Source organism: Botryobacter ruber (genome assembly GCF_003347595.2).
Lineage (GTDB): Bacteria > Bacteroidota > Bacteroidia > Cytophagales > Hymenobacteraceae > Pontibacter > Pontibacter ruber_A.
Genome location: NZ_QCZK02000060.1, coordinates 12,678 through 29,823, shown reverse-complemented (window position 1 = coordinate 29,823; position 17,146 = coordinate 12,678). Strand labels below are relative to the sequence as shown.

Below are 17,146 nucleotides of genomic sequence, written 5' to 3'. Positions count from 1 at the left end.
GCTGCTGTCACCATTACCACAGCTGCTCCCGGTTCAGTTCGCCGCCAACCTCCTGCTGCTCCCCCTGTTCATTTTGCCCGGTCATAGCCTGAACAACGATAATTTTTTCGGGCGTATCGTCCGTTTGCGCAGCGCCTGTAGTTTCAGGAGAAGTGTGTTGCTGTTCGGTTGCTGCTGCTTTCGCTTTTGCTTTTTTACCACCTTTCATTTCATCCTTACCTGGCTTTTTCCCTCCTTTTGCTCTCATAGCGTCCGTTGTTAGTTGGTGTGCAGCAGCTTTGGCTTCCGAACTGCTTTTACCTTCATATGGGAATCGGAGGCAGAAGGTTCTGAAAAATGAAAATAAAGTAGCTGGTACAGCCTGTAAAATTTCAGGTTTTAGGCTTTTTCTTTCGGGCAGCCGGAAACAGGATGTTGTTCAGGATGAGGCGGTAGCCCGGTGAGTTGGGGTGCAGCGACAAATCGGTGGGAGGTTCCCCGGGCATATGCTGGTAATCTTCCGGGTCGTGCCCGCCATAGAATGTCCAGGTGCCGTTGCCGATGGTGCCGTTGATGTAGCGTACCTCCTTTGCTTCTTCTGTTTCGCCCATCACGGTTACATCCGGCTTTACGTGTACTTTTTTGAAAGCCGTGGTTTGCCCCATAAACCCTTTAATGGTCTTTTCATGGTTTTGGGTGAGCATGGTTGGGATGGGGTCCCATTTGGCGGAGAAGGTAAAGAGGGCGAAAAAGTCGTTTTCTTCGTAAAGCCCCCGCTCCCGCCGCTGGTTGTCGATACTCGAAAAACTGCGGTCGTAGGGGCTCAGGCTGATGGCAAAGTCGCGGAAAGCAAAGGTTTTGTTGAAATCGATCTTCTGCTGCGCCTCCGGATCTATGTCGTCTCCGTCGTAGATGGCATCCACGATGTCCACGCCGTCGGCAGCCAGGGCAATGTCGTAGGTGTCGGTAGCGGAGCACATGGCAAACATAAAGCCTCCTCCAGCCACAAATTCTTTTATTTTAGTTACCACCCCCAGTTTCATCTGAGAGACTTTGGCGTAGCCGTACTTCCGGGCAACATCTTCGGCTTCCTGCTGCTGGGCCAGGAAAGCTTCGTTATGGCGGCGGCGGCCCATCACTTTCCCATACTGGCCAGTAAAATCTTCGTGGTGCAGGTGCAGCCAGTCGAAGGTTGGCAGCTTCTTGTCCAGCACCTCTTCATCAAAAACCAGCTCGTACGGGATTTCAGCAAAATCGAGCACCAGCGTAACGGCATCGTCGTAGGGTTCTTTTATTTTAGGGGAGTAAACAGCAATTTTGGGCGCTTTCTCCAGCTTCATCAGGTCCATGTTTACCTCCGGATTGCTGATCTCGGCAAGAATGGACTGGTACTGCGCATCCGATAGCACGGCATAGGAAACTCCTCTTACCGTTAATTCGCTCTCAATTTTGGCAGAATGCCGGAAAGCGAAGCTGCCGCCCCTGTAGTTGAGCAGCCAGTCTACTTCCTCGTGGTTTTGCAGCACCCAGTAAGCAACCCCATACGATTTCAGGTGATTTTTCTGTGTCCCGTCCATGGGCACCAGTATTTGAGAGGCGGTAGCATCAAAAGCAACCAAGGCTACTAAAAAGATGCCGGATAAAAGTCGGATGCGCATAGGTGTAAGCTTAGAGGGTAAAAGAATCAAAGAGCACCTGTTTTTTTTTTGCACCATGCCTGACTTCTACTTCGCTGATAATCAGAGCCAATTACCCGCATCGGCCTCGTAACGCCTCCGGTTGCAAAAGAAAAGGCAAGAAAAAAACAGATTTGCTTCCACCTGTATTATACCTTTGTGAAAGCAAATCTGTTCCTGAAATGATGCTAAAAATTGCGGTTGCCGGATAATTTTTATTTCACCGCTTAAATCCGTACGGAAAGGAGAAATGGATCCGGTTTTACTTATAATTGTCCCGCCTCTCCTCTTCGTCGTCTTCCAAATCCAGGCTCCAGTCCCACTCCAGTTCTTCGTCTTCGTCTTCCTCAGCTTCGTTTTCCTGCTCCACCTCATCATCCAGGAACAGGTCCGTTGCTTCGCTGACGATCATGCTGCTGGTGTGGTGGTCGTTGGTAGCCTGGAGCAGGCAAATTACATCCTGATAAAACTTTTCTGCTATTGCGATGGCTGCTTTCTTGCCGTGTTCTTCAATTGTAAGTCCAATAGCCACTTTGGTGTCGGGCAGGCTGCTGCTGCTTATCAGCAACTGAATTTCCTGTGTCATAGCTTTCGTGTTTGTTGTTTTTACAATGATAGGTAAATGACAGGTGAAACGCGTGCCCTTGTTTCATATTTAACAAATTGATAATAAAGCAGATACTACAACTGGAGGCTCTGAACGGACGATGTTGGCAGCACAATATACCCGTTCCGGCACCTGTTCCGGCAATGTTTGCCGGCATTAGCCCTGGAACTGTGCAATTATTATGCTTTTATTCAAATATTCATATTTACACAGTATCAAAACAAAAGCAGTTGTTATTGAAACTTATTGATATAAAGCCAGTTAAATAGTATATAAATTTCTACTAAAGAACAAGGTAACTATGAAAAATATATTAATACTAGGCCTGGCTCTTTGTATGGGAGTAAGCCTGAGCAGTTGCGATGATGACGATGAAATCAGGCCCATGGCTATAACCCCAACCGGTACTATTGATAACGATGGGGATAATGATCCTGGTTTTGAAGAAGATGAATTCGAAGACTTTATAGATGAGGATGAACCTGTGGATGTTTTTGAAGATGGTTCTGACCTCTAAAAAAGCATATTCAACTAAATTATACTTTTCTAAAAGGACAGACACAGCAAAGCCTGATTAATTTCAGAAAAAAGTACAAAGCTTCTTTCTGAAACTGTCAGGCTTTGCTGCGTCATAGGTATAAGACTGTACTATCCTGCAGGTAATCAGCAATCGCATTTAAAGTAGTCTTCGTCATAGCCGGGTGCCGCTGTGTTGCCTACCCGTACAAGCCTGTCGAGGCGGATTTCCTCGCCGGTAGACACCAGCAGGTACTCTTCCTCCCCCTGCTGGTGCAGCCCCTTCAGGGAAGCGTTGATTGTCAGGAACTCGTGTATGTCCGTGTAAAACTGGATGCGTACGTACGCTTTCTCTTTTGCCAGCGCCTGCAGCTCGTCATAAAATTTCCGATCGACTGGTTTATAAGCTGTGTTCATCTTTATATTTCTTTTTCATGTATTTCTCATTCCGCCAGGAACCTGGTGTTGCTTAAACTACGGATTGCCGGGTAAAAAGCAAAACTTTTCCCGGACATCACCATTTTTTTTCCGGAAGAGCCGCAGCGGGAATGGAGGCAGCAGCTGTAAGGTTTTTTTGTCATAATTGAGTACCTTAAGGGTTGAATGACTTCCGATAAAGCATGACCAGAAGAACAACGTACCAGGCGGCAAAGGCAGTGGCCCCAACCGTGGAAACCCATTTTGCAAATCAACTGGCCGAGGCAAGGCAGCGCGGCGTAACGGGCGTGGAACCAGCGCCAACAGCAAAAGTTGTTGAGGCCATGATTGATGCTGCGTTCTGGGCCAGCCTGCGGCGCGAGGAAGGGCAGCCACCCAAAATTTCACTGGCTTTTGTTCCTCCTGAACAGGCCGGCATGCCGTTGCTGTTCGAGAAGCGGTTGCCGCTTCTGCCTGCCATCCTGTTAAAACTAGCGCCCGGAGTAGAACGTCCCGGCATCCACCTAGGGGTGTGGCAGGACGGAGAGGAGCTGTATGTGTGGGGAACTACCCGCGATATCCGTGCGCTTTGCCTGGTGCTGGATGTGTCGGATCCGGGCTTGCTGGTGGTAAAACACCGCCGGCTCGATGGCTATGGCAAGTTTGTAAACGTAGCCGTTCTCATTGGCGACCAGGTGAAGGTGGTGGATGAAAACAGCCTAACCCTGCCCGACAGCACCGCCCTCCTCGCCTCCTTTCTCGATTTCACTTCTTCCTCCTGGAACAACTCCCTGAATGTGCTGGTTCAGCTGGCGGTTTCGATGCGGGCCCACAAACGCGGCGGCTCCATGCTGATTGTACCGGCCGGTTCCGACAGTTGGCGCGAATCCATCGTACACCCCATCTCTTACCCCGTTGTGCCCCCCTACAGCGGCCTATCCGGTTTAATGCGCCAGGAAGTAACCGTGCGCAGCCAGGGATCGTGGCAGCAGGAACTGCACCGGGAAGTAGAAAGCATTGCAGGACTCACGGCTTTAGACGGTGCAACCATTATCAACGATGAATACGAAGTGCTGGCGTTTGGCGCCAAAATCGGCCGCCGGAAAGGAAACGCCCCGGTTGATAAGCTGCTGGTTTCCGAGCCTGTGGTTGGGGTTAAAGCTACGGTTATTCCGCCTGCCCATAACGGCGGTACGCGGCACCTGTCGGCTGCTCAGTTTGTGCACGACCAACGCGATGCCCTGGCCCTGGTTGCTTCCCAGGACGGGCGTTTCACGATCTTCTCCTGGTCTGCACAGGAAGAAATTGTACGGGCACACCGGATCGGGACGCTGCTGTTGTAAACTTGTCCGTTACCTTAGCCAAAGGGTGGTTCTCTACTACCTGATGTGGTTGGATGCAACAGCGGGAGTGGTGATAGGAGCAGCAAAACGAAACGAGCACGAAACTCAGAAACCGACCAGGTCCTGTACCGCTATGCCTCCCAGATAAGGTTCCAGCACGGCAAGGGCTTTGGCGGAATTCCGGAAGGTAGTGGTAATTTTCAGCTCCTGCTTTTCCCAGAGCTCTACGTAATAGTTGTCGATGGAAAAGAGGCGCACCTCCCAGCCCTTGTGCAGCCGGCGGGCCAGTTCCGTTCCTTCGCGTTCCAGAACCTCTGCCTGAGCCCAGGCGGGCATTTTGCTGAAATTGGCAAGATGTTCAAATTTGTTTTCCTTCATACCACAAGCTGTCATTCCTAATCCACCCCTGACCGTAATAAATTTCGTTCCGGGAGTTTCTGATAATGTAAAGTCTACAATTTCCTTTGCTGAGTAACGTGTTATAGTGAAATATCTTATACATCCGAAGCAGGAGAAAAGAAAGTTTGGTGCAAACGAATCGGCCCGGTTACTTACCAATGCAGGGATAGTGTTCCATCACTGTTCAGCCTGACGCTCGTGCCTACTTTTTCGCCTTCCCGGTCCAACACCCGGGTAAGCCAGGCTGCATCTGCTTCTGAGGCATGGTTCAGGCGGAATTTTTTAAGTTGCAGGGGCACCATGCGCAGCGAAACGAGTGTGCCGTTGGCCGGGTTTAGCTCGGTAAAATACATAAGGGCAAGGTCGCTGCGGTACTCATCGTGCCCGCTGATGCCCTCGTAATCGTTGATAAAATCGCCGGCTCCGTACAGAATCAGCTTGTCTTGATACACCTCCAGGGCCAGCGGATGATGCGAGGAATGGCCGTGGATCACATCTACACCCGCCTCGTCTATTAACCTGTAGGCGAATTCGCGGTGGCGGGGCGGAATTTCATAGCCCCAGTTGGGGCCCCAGTGAATGGAAAAAACCACAACATCGCCTGCCTGTTTTACTGCCCGCACCTGCTTCCGGATGTCGTCTACCGTTTCGGGACTCAAATCGGGCAGCAGGTTTATGCCAGCCAGTTGGGGCGAGGCGGCCCAGTCGGATGGGATGCCGCTGTTGCCGTAGCCGTAGGCAAAAATGATCACCCGGTGTTGCTTTGTTTTCAGGATGGCTGGTTTACGGGCTTCTGCCAGGTTCTGACCTGCCCCTGAAAACGGTAATTCAGCTTCCTGCAAGGTCTGCAGGGTCTCCAGCAGCCCCTCCCGCTGCCAGTCGAGGATGTGGTTGTTGGCTAAGGAGCAGAAATCGATGCCGGCAGCTTTCAGCAAGGGGATGTTGGCAGGGTGCATCCGGTAATTTACGCCCTTGTCGGGCCAGGGTTCGGGATTGGTGGTAATACTGGTTTCCAGGTTGATGAGCTTCAGGTCGGGCGCCTGCTGCTGCCACACGTCCAGGGCATCGCCCCAGATGTAGGCATACGGCACCCGCTTTGGGATGGGGCCGTTTCGTCGTTCCGCCAGTTGCACATAAGCCCGCGCATCTTTCACATACGACTCGTACAGTTGCGGCTCTACCGACTGCGGCAGCACCTGGTCGATGGCCCTGCCGGTCATCACATCGCCGCACAAAAACAACGAAACAGCAGCTGAGGGAGGTGTCATAGCATCAGATTGTAGTTGGTCCGCCTGCAGACCAACGGCCGCCAGAACGGAACAGGAAAGCAGTACAACAGTTTTACCGATCATCTATCTTTCAGTATACTGCTCTTTAGCCGTTTTAGGTGTGGATAATATGCACTGCACCTGCCACCACTCCCACTGCTCCTCACGTCCCGCTTAATTGAAAAGCCGGTACCTTAACAGAGAAGATACCGGCTTTTTGGAAGGAGGAACCCGTAAATTCAGGAGTAACTATTAGCGGGCGGCAAACAGTTGTGCTTCCTGCACCGGCCTGTTCTCCAGCATGGTCAAGTCGCCGTCTTTTGCATTGGAACGGTCGATAAGGGTACCGGCAATGGCCAGGGCAACCGCAATGACCAGGGCAGGCCAGAAACCATCTACTTTAAAATTCCGCACCAGCTTGTCTACCAGCTTCACGATGAGCGCCATCACGACCAGCCGCACAATAAAACTCAGCAAAAACAGCGTGAACAGGTTGAAAATAAAGCTCAGGATAAGGCCGATTGTAGCGTTTAGCAAACCAATCAGGATAGCAACCCATAAGGCAGTGCCAAAACTTTTCACATGCACCTGGGGCATGATGTAGGCCAGCAGGAACAGTACACCGGCACTAACGAGTAAATTGATAATTAAATCCATTGTTTTCGTTTTTTGTTTCGGATGAAGGTAAAATGTTTACCTCTTACGGTCTTCGGAAGAAATGGATATAGAACAGCACCGCTCCTCCTGTGTAGCAATAAAGGAAGCAGCTACTAACTTAAAACATAATTACCCTGGCGCTCACCGGGAGGCCAGGGTAATTTCTCACTCAATCTAACTTTGTCATTTTATTTCTGCTTTTCTTTCATTTTATCGCCGAACACCTTTTCAAACTTTTTCATTTTGGGTTCGGCAATCGACCGGATGTAAGGGTTGTTCGGGTTGCGGCGGTAAAAGTCCTGGTGGTATTCTTCGGCTTCATAAAAGGTCGTAAAAGGCGCCACCTGCGTCACGATCCGGTTTTGGTAGGTACCGGCCAGTTCCAGCTTATTAATATAATCCCGTACCTGCTTTTCCTGCTCCGAATTGTGGTAAAACACCGCCGACCGGTATTGCGTGCCCACGTCCGGTCCCTGCCGGTTGAGGGTGGTGGGGTCGTGTGTCAGGAAAAACGCCTCGAGCAGGTCCTGGTAGCTTACCTCTTCCGGATCATAGTAAATCTGAACGGCCTCGGCGTAGCCTGTTTTCCCTGAACTTACCTCCTCGTACGTGGGGTTCGGTTTGGTGCCCCCGGCGTAACCGGCTACCACGTGTTTTATGCCCTTCAGCCGCTCAAAATAACCTTCCGTGCACCAGAAGCAGCCTCCTGCAAAAGTGGCTACTGCCAGGCCGGTGGTGTCAATCTGGCTGACGCTATCCTGAGCGGCAGCATCCGCTGTGTGGGGCTGCCCTTTTCGTGCCTCGGAGCAGCTGCTGGCCAGCAGGAACAAAACCGGTATGAGTAAGAGTGTTCTTATTTTCATGTCATTCCATTTAAGCGTATGTACTTTGTTAACAGGCAACCGGCCGTTAAGTTTTCTTTCTCCTACTGCGTTAGTAGGCGCCGTGTTTTTTATCGGCAATCACTTTTTCCAGTTCCCACTCCAAGCGCTGCTGAAAAGGCGTCTCACGTGCCTGGCACCCGTCTTTATCGCAGATCGTACAGGAGAGCTTAATGCAGGGATCGGTGTGAATGAACAGTTCGATGCCCGGATCAATCTTTTCCCGTACCAGCCGCCCGACCTCTTCCACCTCATCATGCGCTTCCTGCACGTTCAGGTACCAGGGCACGGTCAGGTGGCAATCGATGTGCAGCGTGGAGCCATATTTGATTACCCGCAGGTTATGAATATCTATCCAGTTGGCACGCCTGTTTTCGTTCAGCACCTGCACGATCCGTTTCAGCAACTCGTAATCGGCCTCATCCATGATGCCGGCAACAGAAGACCGGATTATTTTCACGCCGGTGTAGCAGATAATGCCGCCAAACAGGATTGCTACCACATTATCGAGCCAGGTCAGCCCGGTGAGCAGGATCAGCACCAGCCCCACCAGTATGCCAACCGTAGAGTACGCATCCGACTTCAGGTGCTTGCCCCCTGCCTCCAGCACGATCGACTGGTTCTCGCTGCCTTTTTTCTCGGTAATATAGCCCACCACATAGTTCACAGCCCCGGAAACAGCAACGATCAGGATACCATAGTCCAGCTTTTCGAGCACCACGGGCTGAAAAAAGTTATAGATCGATTTGATGATAATGATCCCCCCCGCCACCACGATCAGGGAACCTTCCAGCGAAGAAGCAATGAACTCGATTTTGCCGTGACCGTACGGGTGGTTTTCGTCTTTGGGCCGGGCAGAAAGGATTAAGCTGTAAAGCGAAAAGCCACCGGCCACCACGTTGATGATAGATTCCAGGGCATCGGTCAGAATAGCGTTTGAATTGGTAAGAAAAAAAGCGATGAATTTTCCCAGCAGCAACAGGATCCCCACCAGCACGACAAACATTTGAAATCGAACGCTTTCGCTGTAGTTGTTTAAGTGTTTTAACATCAAACTTCGGAAATTGATCGGGATTCATGTTCCCTTAGCCTGTAAAGATACGGATTTGGTGGGGTAATGGGGAACGAAAAAAAACCGGCAACAGCCCGTGTGACGTTCTGTTCACGGACTTGTGCCGGTTGAGCAAAGTTGCTTGCCAGGTACTATTCCAGTGTATCGCTAAGGTCCAGCCAGTTAGGGTTCATCGACTCGATGAGGTGAAAATTAGCGTCGTTGGTGTTCTGCTTGAGCTGCTGTTCGCGGGCTACAGCCACCTCTTCGGCAATATAATACTCATAATAAACCAGCTTCTGGTTTACCGGGGCAGGCTCTTTTACGTTACCGGTTACCTCCTGTACATGCTGCTGCAGGTCGCCTGCTATGCCGATATCAACACCACTTCGGGGTTCATCGCCAAATATATAAACAAAAAAATGCGGGTCTGTTGTTGCCATAATTAAACTCTTAAACAGTTGGCGCGTTTTTACCACGCCGAACCTGCGTTAAATTTATCTTTACATAACGTGTTTAAGGGTGAATTATTTTATGGTGAACCCGGCCAGGTTAATTCCTGTACAAAACCGAAGTGAAATCGGGTCAGTAACAGTGTTAGCAGGCGATTCGGTGGAATATGTGCGTGTGCTTGAACAAAGATACAGAAAAGGCAGAAACTTTGTTGCACTATGTTAATTATTTTTTTACTTATGTTAATAACCCAATATAGTTGCCATTTACTCCTGTGTCGGGATAAGCAGGGTTAACCAAGCAAGGGTTGTTGCGTACCAGAAGAAAAACCAGAGCGACACGATGGCCTTAAACGAAAAGCTGGTGGCAAAACTGAACAAGAAGTATGCCCCGGATACCCGCATTGATGACAGCTACCATGGCAAAGACATCACCTTTATAACGAATGAACTTGGTGAGCCGGTCACGTTATTTATTGGCAAACGACGCGAGGATGGCGCCATTGCCGGGGAACGCTATACGCGAAAAATTGTGCGTAAACCAAACAGCGACGAAATCCTGAAAAGCCACTGGGACTTGAAGGGAAAAGTTACTCGTGGAATGTAGTAAAAGAGGAACAGTGTTAGTCCAGGTTTCCAAGCTCCTGTAAATCAAAATCCTTCCCTTTTCCATACTGCACCAGGTCCTCCAGCAGGAACACTTCCAGCGTATTCAGGTCTTTCACCTTGTAGGAGCCTTCTTCGGGCATGGCTATTACCTGAAAATCGAAGGTTTCGCCAAAGTTGCGCAGGCTGTATTTTTTTCCTATCCGGAGGTTATCAAACGATAGTGCCATTGTAATTCCTTTTTTATCACTGTACCTGAACTCCAAAGATAGGGTTTTGCAGAAATAAAATTACCGCTTTGTGGAGCTGAGGCTGTGGTGGCAGGTGCAGCAATGTTTTTGATTCGCTTTCCGATGGCTTATCTTTACCCGTTCATCTAATTACCGGTTTCTGTGTTAGAAGTTATTTATGAGGATGCGCAGTATGTCGCCATCCATAAACCGAACGGGCTGCTGGTGCACCGCACCCGGATTGCCGAAGAGAAAAAAGAATTTGCGCTGCAGCTGCTCCGCGACCAGTTGGGCTACCACCTCTACACGGTGCACCGCCTCGACCGCGGCACCTCCGGAGTACTGCTGTTTGCCAAAAGTCCGGAGGCAGCCGCCTGTATGGTAAAAGCGTTTGATGAGCGGCAGGTGGAAAAGACGTATTACGCCATTGTGCGCGGCTACACGGCAACTGCAGAAACGATAGACTCTCCTATCCGCCCCGACAAAGACCACCAGCATAAAGCGCCGCAGGAGGCCGTAACGCATTACGAACGGCTGGCAACGGTAGAACTACCGGAGCCAGTGGGCCGCTATGCCACAGCGCGCTATTCATTGGTGAAAGTAAAGCCGGAGACGGGCCGGATGCACCAGATCCGGAAGCATTTTGCCCATATCCGGCACTATATTGTGGGCGATAAGCGGCACGGCGACTGGCGGCATAACCAGATGTTCCGCGAAAAGCTGGACAGCCCTTATATGCTGCTGCACTCCGCTGAACTCCGGTTTCTGCACCCTTACACGCAGCAGCCGGTTACCATTAAAACGGCCATGCCCGAAAACATGCAGCGCCTCTGCCGGCAATTTAACTGGACAGAGGCGCTGACTGAACATTTTTAATTCTGGTTACCTGTGCTTTGCCGTCCGGAGGTCGCGCAGTTTCTGCAGCAGGTCTTTTTCCTCCGGCGTCAGGTCGGTTGGCAGCACCACTTTTATCTTGACATATAAATCGCCGAACTGGTCGGTTTTGCCGTAAAGGGGCATGCCTTTGCCTTTCAGCCGCAGAGATTGCCCGTGCTGGGTGCCGGCTGGTATGTTCAGTTTGATGTTGCCGGTGAGCGTCTTTACTTCAGCGCTGCCGCCGAGAATGGCATCGTACATGCTGAGCTGCAGGGGAAGGTGGAGGTCGTTTCCTTTCCGTTCGAACACCGGATGGGGCTGCACATGCACTTTGATGAAGAGGTCGCCGCTTTCACCACCCGCCACTACAGCCGGTCCGCCTTTGCCTTTGATGCGCAGCTCCTGCCCGTCGGCCACACCCGGTTTGGTTTTGATGCGCAGCTGCTGCCCGTTTACCGTGATCAGGCGGGCGGTGCCGTGGTAAGCTTCCTCCAGCGTGATCACCATATCAGCCTGGTTATCCTGTCCGCGTTGGCTACGGGTGCGCCTGCCGCCACCGGCCTGGCCAAAACCGCCGCCTCCAAAAAACTGCTGGAAAAAATCGGAAAAGTCAGACCCGAATACATCGCCTGCATCGCCGCCAAAGCCACCACGGCCTCCGAAGCCCTGGTACTGGCCGCCTCCAAAACCACCCTGCTGATACTGTTTCCAGTTGGAACCGAGCTGGTCGTACTGCTTTCGTTTTTCCTCGTCCCCCAGCACTTCATATGCTTCGCTTATGTTTTTGAACATTTCTTCTGCTGCCTGATCGTTCTTGTTTTTATCAGGGTGATATTTTTTGGCCAGCGCGCGGTATGCCTTTTTGATATCGGCCTGTGAGGCTTTTTTATCAACGCCCAGTATTTTGTAATAGTCCTTGTATTCCATACATCAGAATGTATATCAGCAATGATAGAGACAACGCTTTTCAGAAATTAACGATGCCGGGAAAATTGAGTTTAGCTGTACAAAATTAAAAAAGCACCGCGCGATACGGTGCTTTTTACGTTGACTTCTTTTGGTTGTTAAATGGTGTCAGTCACAATCAGTAAGGCGTAGATGATTCCCGGAATCCAGCCCAGCAAGGTCAGGATAACACTGATCCAGAACTCGGTGCCAATGTCGGAGTGCAGGTACACGGCCAGCGGAGGCAACAGGAACGATAAAATGATTTCGACGACCGATACATTGCCCGCATTCCGTTGCCGCAGGTTTTCTTTCAGTTGTTTCTTCAGCTCCTTTTTCTCAGCCTTCGTCATAGAAGCCATGGTCTCTTTAGCCATCGCCACAGCTTCAGCCTCCGTCAGGCTCTTCTCCGCATTTTCAGCAGCAGTTACCACAGCCTCTGCTGCTTTAACTTTTGGCGCAACAGCTTTGGGGGCGGCTTTAACCGGAGCAGTTAGCGTACTGGCTTCCAGAATTGGTTCTGCAGCTGCCTCCACAGCCTTTGCTTCTGCTGCGGCAAGGGCAACTTCTGCTAAGGAAGGAGCTGGTGCCGGCTTTTGCTTCAGCTGGTGGTACGGTTCCTGCTTGTGAGCCGAAAATTCGTAATACCTGGCGGAGTTACAGGAAAACAGCAGCTGGCCCGCGAACAGGACCAGAACGAGGTGACGTAAACTTTTTAGATTCATAGTTTTAGGTGGTAAAATTTTGTTGATTTAACTAAATACTCTTATTCAACTGCCAAAAGGCAACGCAAATTTATAACATGCTGATGATAGTAACCATACTTTCTATTACTTCCTTTTGTTCTGCTAATGCAAAGTAGCAACATTTGTTTTTTTCCTGATCAAGCTGTTCAGGGTGTCAGGGGTTGTTGTGCAGCGAACCCCTGGGAATGTTTTTCAAAGGTACTCCGAAGCGTTTTCCGCAGGACAACTTTCAGCCGGTGCCACTGCCTGTGCGCTTCCTGTGCGTACTTCTGGTTTACTTCCAGTTCTATGCCGCCGTACTGTGAGGCATCAAATTTATGGCGCAGGTAGGTCGGGAAGCCGTCTGCAGTGCCCAGGTACGGGTAGTTATACCGCACCTGGAACTCCGGGGCCTCGAGCTCCAGCGCTTTTTTCCAGTCGGAGCAAAACAGGTGCTCCGGCCCGCGCTCCGGGTCGTACAGCAAGCCGATGTCTGCCTGCCTTATTTCGCCATTAAGCTCGGGCGTGAACGAATGGACGGCCACGTGCAGCACCTGGTTGCCTGCCGCCATATGCCCCTGCACCACCTGCTCCACCTGGTTGCGGAAGGGGTAATAGTGTTTCTGCAGCAGCACGTTCTTTTCTTCTTCCGTCAGCTTTCCGGTTATGCCTGAAAACAGGTCTTCCTGGCCAACTGACCGGTTCAGTTCTACGAGCAGCCGGCTTTCCACGGCAAAAAAGCTGTCGGGCGTCAGGTCTTTCAGGTGATTGAACAGGTCGAGTGCGCCGATGTCGTAGCCGCGGTGGGTGGCCAGCAAGGCATCGTGCCCTTCGAATAGCGCGCGATAGGCAGGCGGAATGCTGTTGCCGCCGTGTTCACAGGTTAGCAGTAGCTTTAACATAGCCTTAAGGAGTAAATACTTTCCCGTTCTGCAGGCAAGCGGCCAGCTGCCGGTAAACCTCCTGTATCCGTTCGGGTGTAGGGTTCTCGCCCAGCGCCTTTAGTATTCGCCTGGAAAGGTTGCCCTGGGTTAGAATGACATCCAGCGCGTGTTTCACCTCCGGCTGTTCGCTGAAATCTGCCAGGTCGAATAACAGGTGGTACCACAACTCCCCGGCCGAACAGCCTTCGGCTTTATCCATGCTGAAAAAGTGCAGGTATTTGATATCGGTCAGCAGTGTCTCCTGCCCTGTCCGGATCACCTGCAGGAAAATGTCGGCCAGTTCTTTTTCGTCGAACTGCTTCTGCTCTTCCAGGGTTCTCCACCTGCCCCATCGTCCGCCAACCAATGCCTCCAGCACCACCACCACCGCCTGCAGAATGGCCATGTCTGCGGCAGGACATTCCTGTATGTCGAGCAGCCTGATCTCGATTGTTCCGCGCCCGAACCGCGCAATAGCGCCACGGGAGTTCAGGAACTCGTCCATCAGCACGCCATCGGGGTCATGAGGCGCCACATCAGCGTAAGAGCGTTGCAGTATCTGTTCTTCGTAATCTTTCCTGCTGAACACCCGCTCCGGTATCACATGCCCGGTAATGGAGGGAATTTTCTGCTGGTTCAGGCGATACACTTCCAGGCGGGTGTCCTGGAAGCCGGTCAGTTTACCATCCAGAATGGGCGAAGAGGCGCTTAGCGCAGGCAGGATGGGAAGGATCATCCGGATAGCCGCATGCAGCTTTTCAAATTCCGCATCGTCGGCAAAGGGCAGGTTGAGGTGTGTGCTTTGCAGGTTGGCCCAACCATGCCCGCGGCAGTCGAAAATGCGGTTGTAGGCTTCGTAAATGGCGTTGTGCTCGTGCTGCCAGATAACGGTTTCCTGGTGCGGGTCCATCAGCGGGTGGGCTCCGGTTGGCAGCAGCATGGCATCGTACTTTTCCAGCATCCCGTTTATTTTTTGAATGTGCTGCTGAAAGGTGTCTGCCAAGCCAACCAGCGAGGCCACCGGCCCCTGGGTCTTGAGCTCTACCACGTGCTGCACCAGTTCGTTGGACCAGGCAATATTCCCGAATTCCACATCCGACACGTAGGCGCCTACTTCATCATAAATCAGTTTGTCAGCAACCGGGAGCACCCGCAGGTCGTTCTTGCTTACGATCATATATTCCAGTTCCACGCCAAATCCGGCAAACAGGTGCAGGTGATTTGTTTCGCTATTCATCGCTACGGATATTTTTATTGTTATCGATGCGTCTTTTAATTGATTTCAAAACGGACTGGTACAGCTCCTTCTTCAGGATCCTATCTTCGCAGCCGGCATCAATGCTCGGGTTGTCGTTTACCTCAATCACATAGGCCTTTCCGTTTATTTCTTTTACATCAACGCCATACAAACCGTTGCCTATCAGGTTGGCCGCTTTCAGGGCCGTGTGCAGTACGAAGAATGGCACCTGCTCAAAGGGCACTGTTTCCACATCGCCTTCGGTGTCCTGTTTCTTGCCTTCCCAGTTATAGATTTGCCAGTGCCCTTTGGCCATGTAGTATTTGCAGGCATAGAGCGGCTGCTTGTCCAGCACGCCAATGCGCCAGTCGAAATCCGTTGGAATAAACTCCTGCCCGATGATCAGCTCCGAATCCGACAGCATTTCGTCCAGCACTTCCTGCAGTCCTTCCGTATCCTTGGCTTTCACCACCCCCTGCGAAAAGGAGCTGTCCGGTTTTTTCAGCACACAGGGCAGCCCCAGTTCCTTCTCCACCTGTAGCTTGTTGTCGCGGTGGATGATCATGGTTTTAGGCGTGGCCACTTTCGCTTTGGCAAGCAGTTCCGCTAAATAGACCTTGTTCGTGCACCTGAGTATGGACACCGGATCGTCTATCACCACCAGCCCGTCGGCATGTGCTTTGCGGGCAAACTTGTAGGTGTGGTGGTTCACGGAAGTGGTTTCGCGGATAAAGAGCGCGTCGAATTCGGCCAGCCTCCGGTAGTCTTCCCGAGTGATGAGTTCGGCATAAAACCCCAGTGCATCAGCTGCATCCAGGAAATGCTGAATTGCTTTTTTATTTGATGGCGGTTCTTTTTCGTTCGGGTCTACCAGGATGGCCAGGTCGTAAATTTTGCGGCTGATGCGTGCCCCCGAAAAACGGTGTCTCGAAAAATAGGCTTTGGCAAACCGTACCAGGTATTTCCAGTGATGCTCCGGCACCTCGTTGATCGGGATGGGCGAAATGCACTGCAGCACCCATTCGTCTTTCTTTACAAAATGCGCCCGCAGCAGGGGCGCCTGGAACAGGTCGTGGAGCTGTTTGCTTAGTTTTTCGTATTTGGTAGCTACATTCTGCCCGAAGTAAATACTGAGCGTGAAGGTTTTGGAGCGCAGGCTGCTCAGGTTCTTTTTGATCAGGTCTTCCAATTCCACCGTGATAGCCCGCACAATGGTAGGCGTTTTCAGGTCCTGCATGGTAGTAACGCTGGGAATTGGTTTATGCCCCCGGGCCTCTGCCAGCAACGACACATAGTATCCGGCGCTCTGGTATTTGTAAGAGCGGCAAAGGTTAAAGATGCGGGCGTTTTTAATTTCTGTGTAGCTACTTCCTGTCAGGTAATTCTGAACATCCACCACTTCTACATCCTCTATTGTCACACCCCAGTCTTTGGGATTGTCGACCACTACAATTTTTCGCATTCTTTATTCCTGAACGGGTTCATTCGCACCAGGCTGGATGGCCAGCAGATTCGCATCGTACGTAGACATGCCCAGCATGATGGAGTTAAGTAAACGGGTTGCACTTACCTCGTAGTAATTGTTTTTGAAGTAGGGATTCTCCTGGTACGGGTCGGCCACTACAATGTGCTGCTGATCTTCTCCAAAGCCGCAGAGAACCACGAAGTGCCCCATCGGGTAGCCCAGCACATCGTCATAAGCCGATTCGCCTGTCGGCGTGGTGTATTCCCGGGCGCTCTGGTACAGGTAGGTGGCGCTGAGACCTGTCAGCAGCGGAATGCCTTTGTCGAAATAGCCCCGCAGCAACGATTTTGTAAGGTCGGCACAGCGTAGTTCGCCGCCCAGCTCCAGGAAATCGATATACGCCATGGTAGCTCTTTTAAGCTTACTGCCTTTTTTGATTTTCAGCTGTGCTTCCAGCTTCTGAATAATTTCTTCGTTTCCCAGCTTAAACCAGGTGGGGTCGAAAACATGCAGGTTATACGTATAAATCCGGGCTTTGTAGCCCCGCTCCAGGGCATGGCAGGCCAGCAGTACTTCCAGGGTGCCCCCTTCGTCGAGGTAAGGCACTTCTTTTATTACATCCGAAAGGCTGATGGGGTCTTTGTAATACCTGTACACGGCATGCAGGCTGGTAGGGCCACAGGTGGAGTCGTCTGGTTGTGTGTGTATCTTTATCGGAATCACGGCATATGTTTTAGCTTCAGAAAAACATTTGCCTGTTATACGCACCAGCTGGCATAAGTTATAGGAACGCAGCAAGATATTCTTTACTGCTCCTGCGGGTGTCCTGCCGCTTGCTTTCTGCGCCTGTGCAAGTGCCTCATACTTTGGCTGTAGCATGAGAACCTGTAAAT

At 51.2% G+C, this 17,146-nt stretch carries 21 protein-coding genes; 4 read left to right on the top strand and 17 right to left on the bottom strand.

The annotated features are described in order from the left end of the window. Window positions 1–13: 13 nt before the first annotated feature. The 3 genes from DCW36_RS21295 to DCW36_RS22670 form a co-directional block, all read right to left on the bottom strand. Window positions 14–247 carry a hypothetical protein gene (locus tag DCW36_RS21295; RefSeq protein ID WP_114783086.1) on the bottom strand — a complete coding sequence of 78 codons (234 nt, stop codon included), beginning with the start codon at window positions 245–247 and terminating at the stop codon, window positions 14–16. 124 nt (window positions 248–371) lie between these two features. Next, window positions 372–1,637, bottom strand: a complete 1,266-nt coding sequence (locus tag DCW36_RS21290; protein WP_114783085.1) for an asparagine synthetase B — start codon at window positions 1,635–1,637, stop codon at window positions 372–374. Between the two features lie 280 nt (window positions 1,638–1,917). Beyond that, window positions 1,918–2,241 carry a hypothetical protein gene (locus DCW36_RS22670; protein ID WP_164891206.1) on the bottom strand — a complete coding sequence of 108 codons (324 nt, stop codon included), beginning with the start codon at window positions 2,239–2,241 and terminating at the stop codon, window positions 1,918–1,920. A gap of 322 nt (window positions 2,242–2,563) precedes the next feature. Here DCW36_RS22670 and DCW36_RS21280 point away from each other — a divergent pair, with 322 nt between their 5' ends. Then, window positions 2,564–2,779, top strand: a complete 216-nt coding sequence (locus DCW36_RS21280) for a hypothetical protein (RefSeq protein WP_125185449.1) — start codon at window positions 2,564–2,566, stop codon at window positions 2,777–2,779. Between the two features lie 146 nt (window positions 2,780–2,925). Here the strand turns inward: DCW36_RS21280 and DCW36_RS21275 are convergent, their stop codons facing one another. Further along, complete coding sequence (locus DCW36_RS21275) at window positions 2,926–3,195, bottom strand: hypothetical protein (RefSeq protein ID WP_114783083.1); 270 nt, start codon at window positions 3,193–3,195, stop codon at window positions 2,926–2,928. 203 nt (window positions 3,196–3,398) lie between these two features. Here DCW36_RS21275 and DCW36_RS21270 point away from each other — a divergent pair, with 203 nt between their 5' ends. Beyond that, window positions 3,399–4,538 (top strand): putative sensor domain DACNV-containing protein, encoded by a 1,140-nt coding sequence (locus DCW36_RS21270; protein ID WP_114783082.1) that lies wholly within the window; start codon window positions 3,399–3,401, stop codon window positions 4,536–4,538. Window positions 4,539–4,643: 105 nt separating this feature from the next. Here DCW36_RS21270 and DCW36_RS21265 read toward each other — a convergent pair whose 3' ends face one another. The 6 genes from DCW36_RS21265 to DCW36_RS21240 all read right to left on the bottom strand — a co-directional run bounded on the left by DCW36_RS21265 (window position 4,644) and on the right by DCW36_RS21240 (window position 9,237). Beyond that, on the bottom strand, window positions 4,644–4,916 hold the full coding sequence (locus DCW36_RS21265; protein WP_114783081.1) for a hypothetical protein: 273 nt from the start codon (window positions 4,914–4,916) through the stop codon (window positions 4,644–4,646). A gap of 173 nt (window positions 4,917–5,089) precedes the next feature. Beyond that, complete coding sequence (locus tag DCW36_RS21260; RefSeq protein WP_114783080.1) at window positions 5,090–6,205, bottom strand: CapA family protein; 1,116 nt, start codon at window positions 6,203–6,205, stop codon at window positions 5,090–5,092. Between the two features lie 252 nt (window positions 6,206–6,457). Beyond that, window positions 6,458–6,862, bottom strand: coding sequence for a phage holin family protein (locus tag DCW36_RS21255; RefSeq protein ID WP_114783079.1), 405 nt, complete (start codon window positions 6,860–6,862; stop codon window positions 6,458–6,460). 188 nt (window positions 6,863–7,050) lie between these two features. Next, the gene (msrA, locus tag DCW36_RS21250; protein WP_114783078.1) at window positions 7,051–7,725 is read right to left on the bottom strand and encodes a peptide-methionine (S)-S-oxide reductase MsrA; all 675 of its coding nucleotides are present in this window, start codon (window positions 7,723–7,725) and stop codon (window positions 7,051–7,053) included. A gap of 70 nt (window positions 7,726–7,795) precedes the next feature. Then, on the bottom strand, window positions 7,796–8,794 hold the full coding sequence (locus DCW36_RS21245; RefSeq protein WP_114783077.1) for a cation diffusion facilitator family transporter: 999 nt from the start codon (window positions 8,792–8,794) through the stop codon (window positions 7,796–7,798). A gap of 152 nt (window positions 8,795–8,946) precedes the next feature. Continuing rightward, window positions 8,947–9,237 (bottom strand): GIY-YIG nuclease family protein, encoded by a 291-nt coding sequence (locus DCW36_RS21240; protein WP_114783118.1) that lies wholly within the window; start codon window positions 9,235–9,237, stop codon window positions 8,947–8,949. Between the two features lie 352 nt (window positions 9,238–9,589). On the opposite strand from DCW36_RS21240, the gene DCW36_RS21235 reads away from it, so the two are divergent. Further along, window positions 9,590–9,853: a hypothetical protein gene (locus DCW36_RS21235; protein ID WP_114783076.1), complete on the top strand. Its 264-nt coding sequence runs from the start codon at window positions 9,590–9,592 to the stop codon at window positions 9,851–9,853. Between the two features lie 16 nt (window positions 9,854–9,869). Here the strand turns inward: DCW36_RS21235 and DCW36_RS21230 are convergent, their stop codons facing one another. Further along, on the bottom strand, window positions 9,870–10,082 hold the full coding sequence (locus DCW36_RS21230; protein WP_114783075.1) for a hypothetical protein: 213 nt from the start codon (window positions 10,080–10,082) through the stop codon (window positions 9,870–9,872). Between the two features lie 162 nt (window positions 10,083–10,244). Between DCW36_RS21230 and DCW36_RS21225 the strand changes: the two genes are divergently transcribed. After that, on the top strand, window positions 10,245–10,958 hold the full coding sequence (locus DCW36_RS21225; RefSeq protein ID WP_114783074.1) for a pseudouridine synthase: 714 nt from the start codon (window positions 10,245–10,247) through the stop codon (window positions 10,956–10,958). A 6-nt stretch (window positions 10,959–10,964) separates the two neighbouring features. Here the strand turns inward: DCW36_RS21225 and DCW36_RS21220 are convergent, their stop codons facing one another. The 6 genes from DCW36_RS21220 to DCW36_RS21195 all read right to left on the bottom strand — a co-directional run bounded on the left by DCW36_RS21220 (window position 10,965) and on the right by DCW36_RS21195 (window position 17,132). Then, window positions 10,965–11,885 (bottom strand): DnaJ C-terminal domain-containing protein, encoded by a 921-nt coding sequence (locus tag DCW36_RS21220; protein WP_114783073.1) that lies wholly within the window; start codon window positions 11,883–11,885, stop codon window positions 10,965–10,967. Window positions 11,886–12,022: 137 nt separating this feature from the next. Beyond that, window positions 12,023–12,628 carry a YqaE/Pmp3 family membrane protein gene (locus DCW36_RS22910; protein WP_240676270.1) on the bottom strand — a complete coding sequence of 202 codons (606 nt, stop codon included), beginning with the start codon at window positions 12,626–12,628 and terminating at the stop codon, window positions 12,023–12,025. A 167-nt stretch (window positions 12,629–12,795) separates the two neighbouring features. After that, entirely contained in the window at window positions 12,796–13,530 is a 735-nt protein-coding gene (locus tag DCW36_RS21210) for an N-formylglutamate amidohydrolase (RefSeq protein WP_114783072.1), read from the bottom strand. A 4-nt stretch (window positions 13,531–13,534) separates the two neighbouring features. After that, on the bottom strand, window positions 13,535–14,788 hold the full coding sequence (locus DCW36_RS21205) for a carboxylate-amine ligase (RefSeq protein ID WP_114783071.1): 1,254 nt from the start codon (window positions 14,786–14,788) through the stop codon (window positions 13,535–13,537). Beyond that, window positions 14,781–16,250 (bottom strand): RimK family protein, encoded by a 1,470-nt coding sequence (locus DCW36_RS21200; RefSeq protein ID WP_114783070.1) that lies wholly within the window; start codon window positions 16,248–16,250, stop codon window positions 14,781–14,783. The genes DCW36_RS21205 and DCW36_RS21200 overlap by 8 nt, the downstream gene beginning before the upstream one ends. A 3-nt stretch (window positions 16,251–16,253) precedes the next feature. After that, entirely contained in the window at window positions 16,254–17,132 is an 879-nt protein-coding gene (locus DCW36_RS21195) for a peptidase-C39 like family protein (RefSeq protein WP_240676269.1), read from the bottom strand. Window positions 17,133–17,146 lie beyond the last annotated feature (14 nt).

Excerpts from the sequence above, each read along its gene's own strand:
- DCW36_RS21295 (WP_114783086.1), bottom strand. The coding sequence starts at position 247 with ATGAGAGCAAAAGGAGGGAAAAAGCCAGGTAAGGATGAAATGAAAGGT.
- DCW36_RS21290 (WP_114783085.1), bottom strand. The coding sequence starts at position 1,637 with ATGCGCATCCGACTTTTATCCGGCATCTTTTTAGTAGCCTTGGTTGCT.
- DCW36_RS22670 (WP_164891206.1), bottom strand. The coding sequence starts at position 2,241 with ATGACACAGGAAATTCAGTTGCTGATAAGCAGCAGCAGCCTGCCCGAC.
- DCW36_RS21280 (WP_125185449.1), top strand. The coding sequence starts at position 2,564 with ATGAAAAATATATTAATACTAGGCCTGGCTCTTTGTATGGGAGTAAGC.
- DCW36_RS21275 (WP_114783083.1), bottom strand. The coding sequence starts at position 3,195 with ATGAACACAGCTTATAAACCAGTCGATCGGAAATTTTATGACGAGCTG.
- DCW36_RS21270 (WP_114783082.1), top strand. The coding sequence starts at position 3,399 with ATGACCAGAAGAACAACGTACCAGGCGGCAAAGGCAGTGGCCCCAACC.
- DCW36_RS21265 (WP_114783081.1), bottom strand. The coding sequence starts at position 4,916 with ATGAAGGAAAACAAATTTGAACATCTTGCCAATTTCAGCAAAATGCCC.
- DCW36_RS21260 (WP_114783080.1), bottom strand. The coding sequence starts at position 6,205 with ATGACACCTCCCTCAGCTGCTGTTTCGTTGTTTTTGTGCGGCGATGTG.
- DCW36_RS21255 (WP_114783079.1), bottom strand. The coding sequence starts at position 6,862 with ATGGATTTAATTATCAATTTACTCGTTAGTGCCGGTGTACTGTTCCTG.
- msrA (WP_114783078.1), bottom strand. The coding sequence starts at position 7,725 with ATGAAAATAAGAACACTCTTACTCATACCGGTTTTGTTCCTGCTGGCC.
- DCW36_RS21245 (WP_114783077.1), bottom strand. The coding sequence starts at position 8,794 with ATGTTAAAACACTTAAACAACTACAGCGAAAGCGTTCGATTTCAAATG.
- DCW36_RS21240 (WP_114783118.1), bottom strand. The coding sequence starts at position 9,237 with ATGGCAACAACAGACCCGCATTTTTTTGTTTATATATTTGGCGATGAA.
- DCW36_RS21235 (WP_114783076.1), top strand. The coding sequence starts at position 9,590 with ATGGCCTTAAACGAAAAGCTGGTGGCAAAACTGAACAAGAAGTATGCC.
- DCW36_RS21230 (WP_114783075.1), bottom strand. The coding sequence starts at position 10,082 with ATGGCACTATCGTTTGATAACCTCCGGATAGGAAAAAAATACAGCCTG.
- DCW36_RS21220 (WP_114783073.1), bottom strand. The coding sequence starts at position 11,885 with ATGGAATACAAGGACTATTACAAAATACTGGGCGTTGATAAAAAAGCC.
- DCW36_RS22910 (WP_240676270.1), bottom strand. The coding sequence starts at position 12,628 with ATGAATCTAAAAAGTTTACGTCACCTCGTTCTGGTCCTGTTCGCGGGC.
- DCW36_RS21210 (WP_114783072.1), bottom strand. The coding sequence starts at position 13,530 with ATGTTAAAGCTACTGCTAACCTGTGAACACGGCGGCAACAGCATTCCG.
- DCW36_RS21205 (WP_114783071.1), bottom strand. The coding sequence starts at position 14,788 with ATGAATAGCGAAACAAATCACCTGCACCTGTTTGCCGGATTTGGCGTG.
- DCW36_RS21200 (WP_114783070.1), bottom strand. The coding sequence starts at position 16,250 with ATGCGAAAAATTGTAGTGGTCGACAATCCCAAAGACTGGGGTGTGACA.
- DCW36_RS21195 (WP_240676269.1), bottom strand. The coding sequence starts at position 17,132 with ATGCTACAGCCAAAGTATGAGGCACTTGCACAGGCGCAGAAAGCAAGC.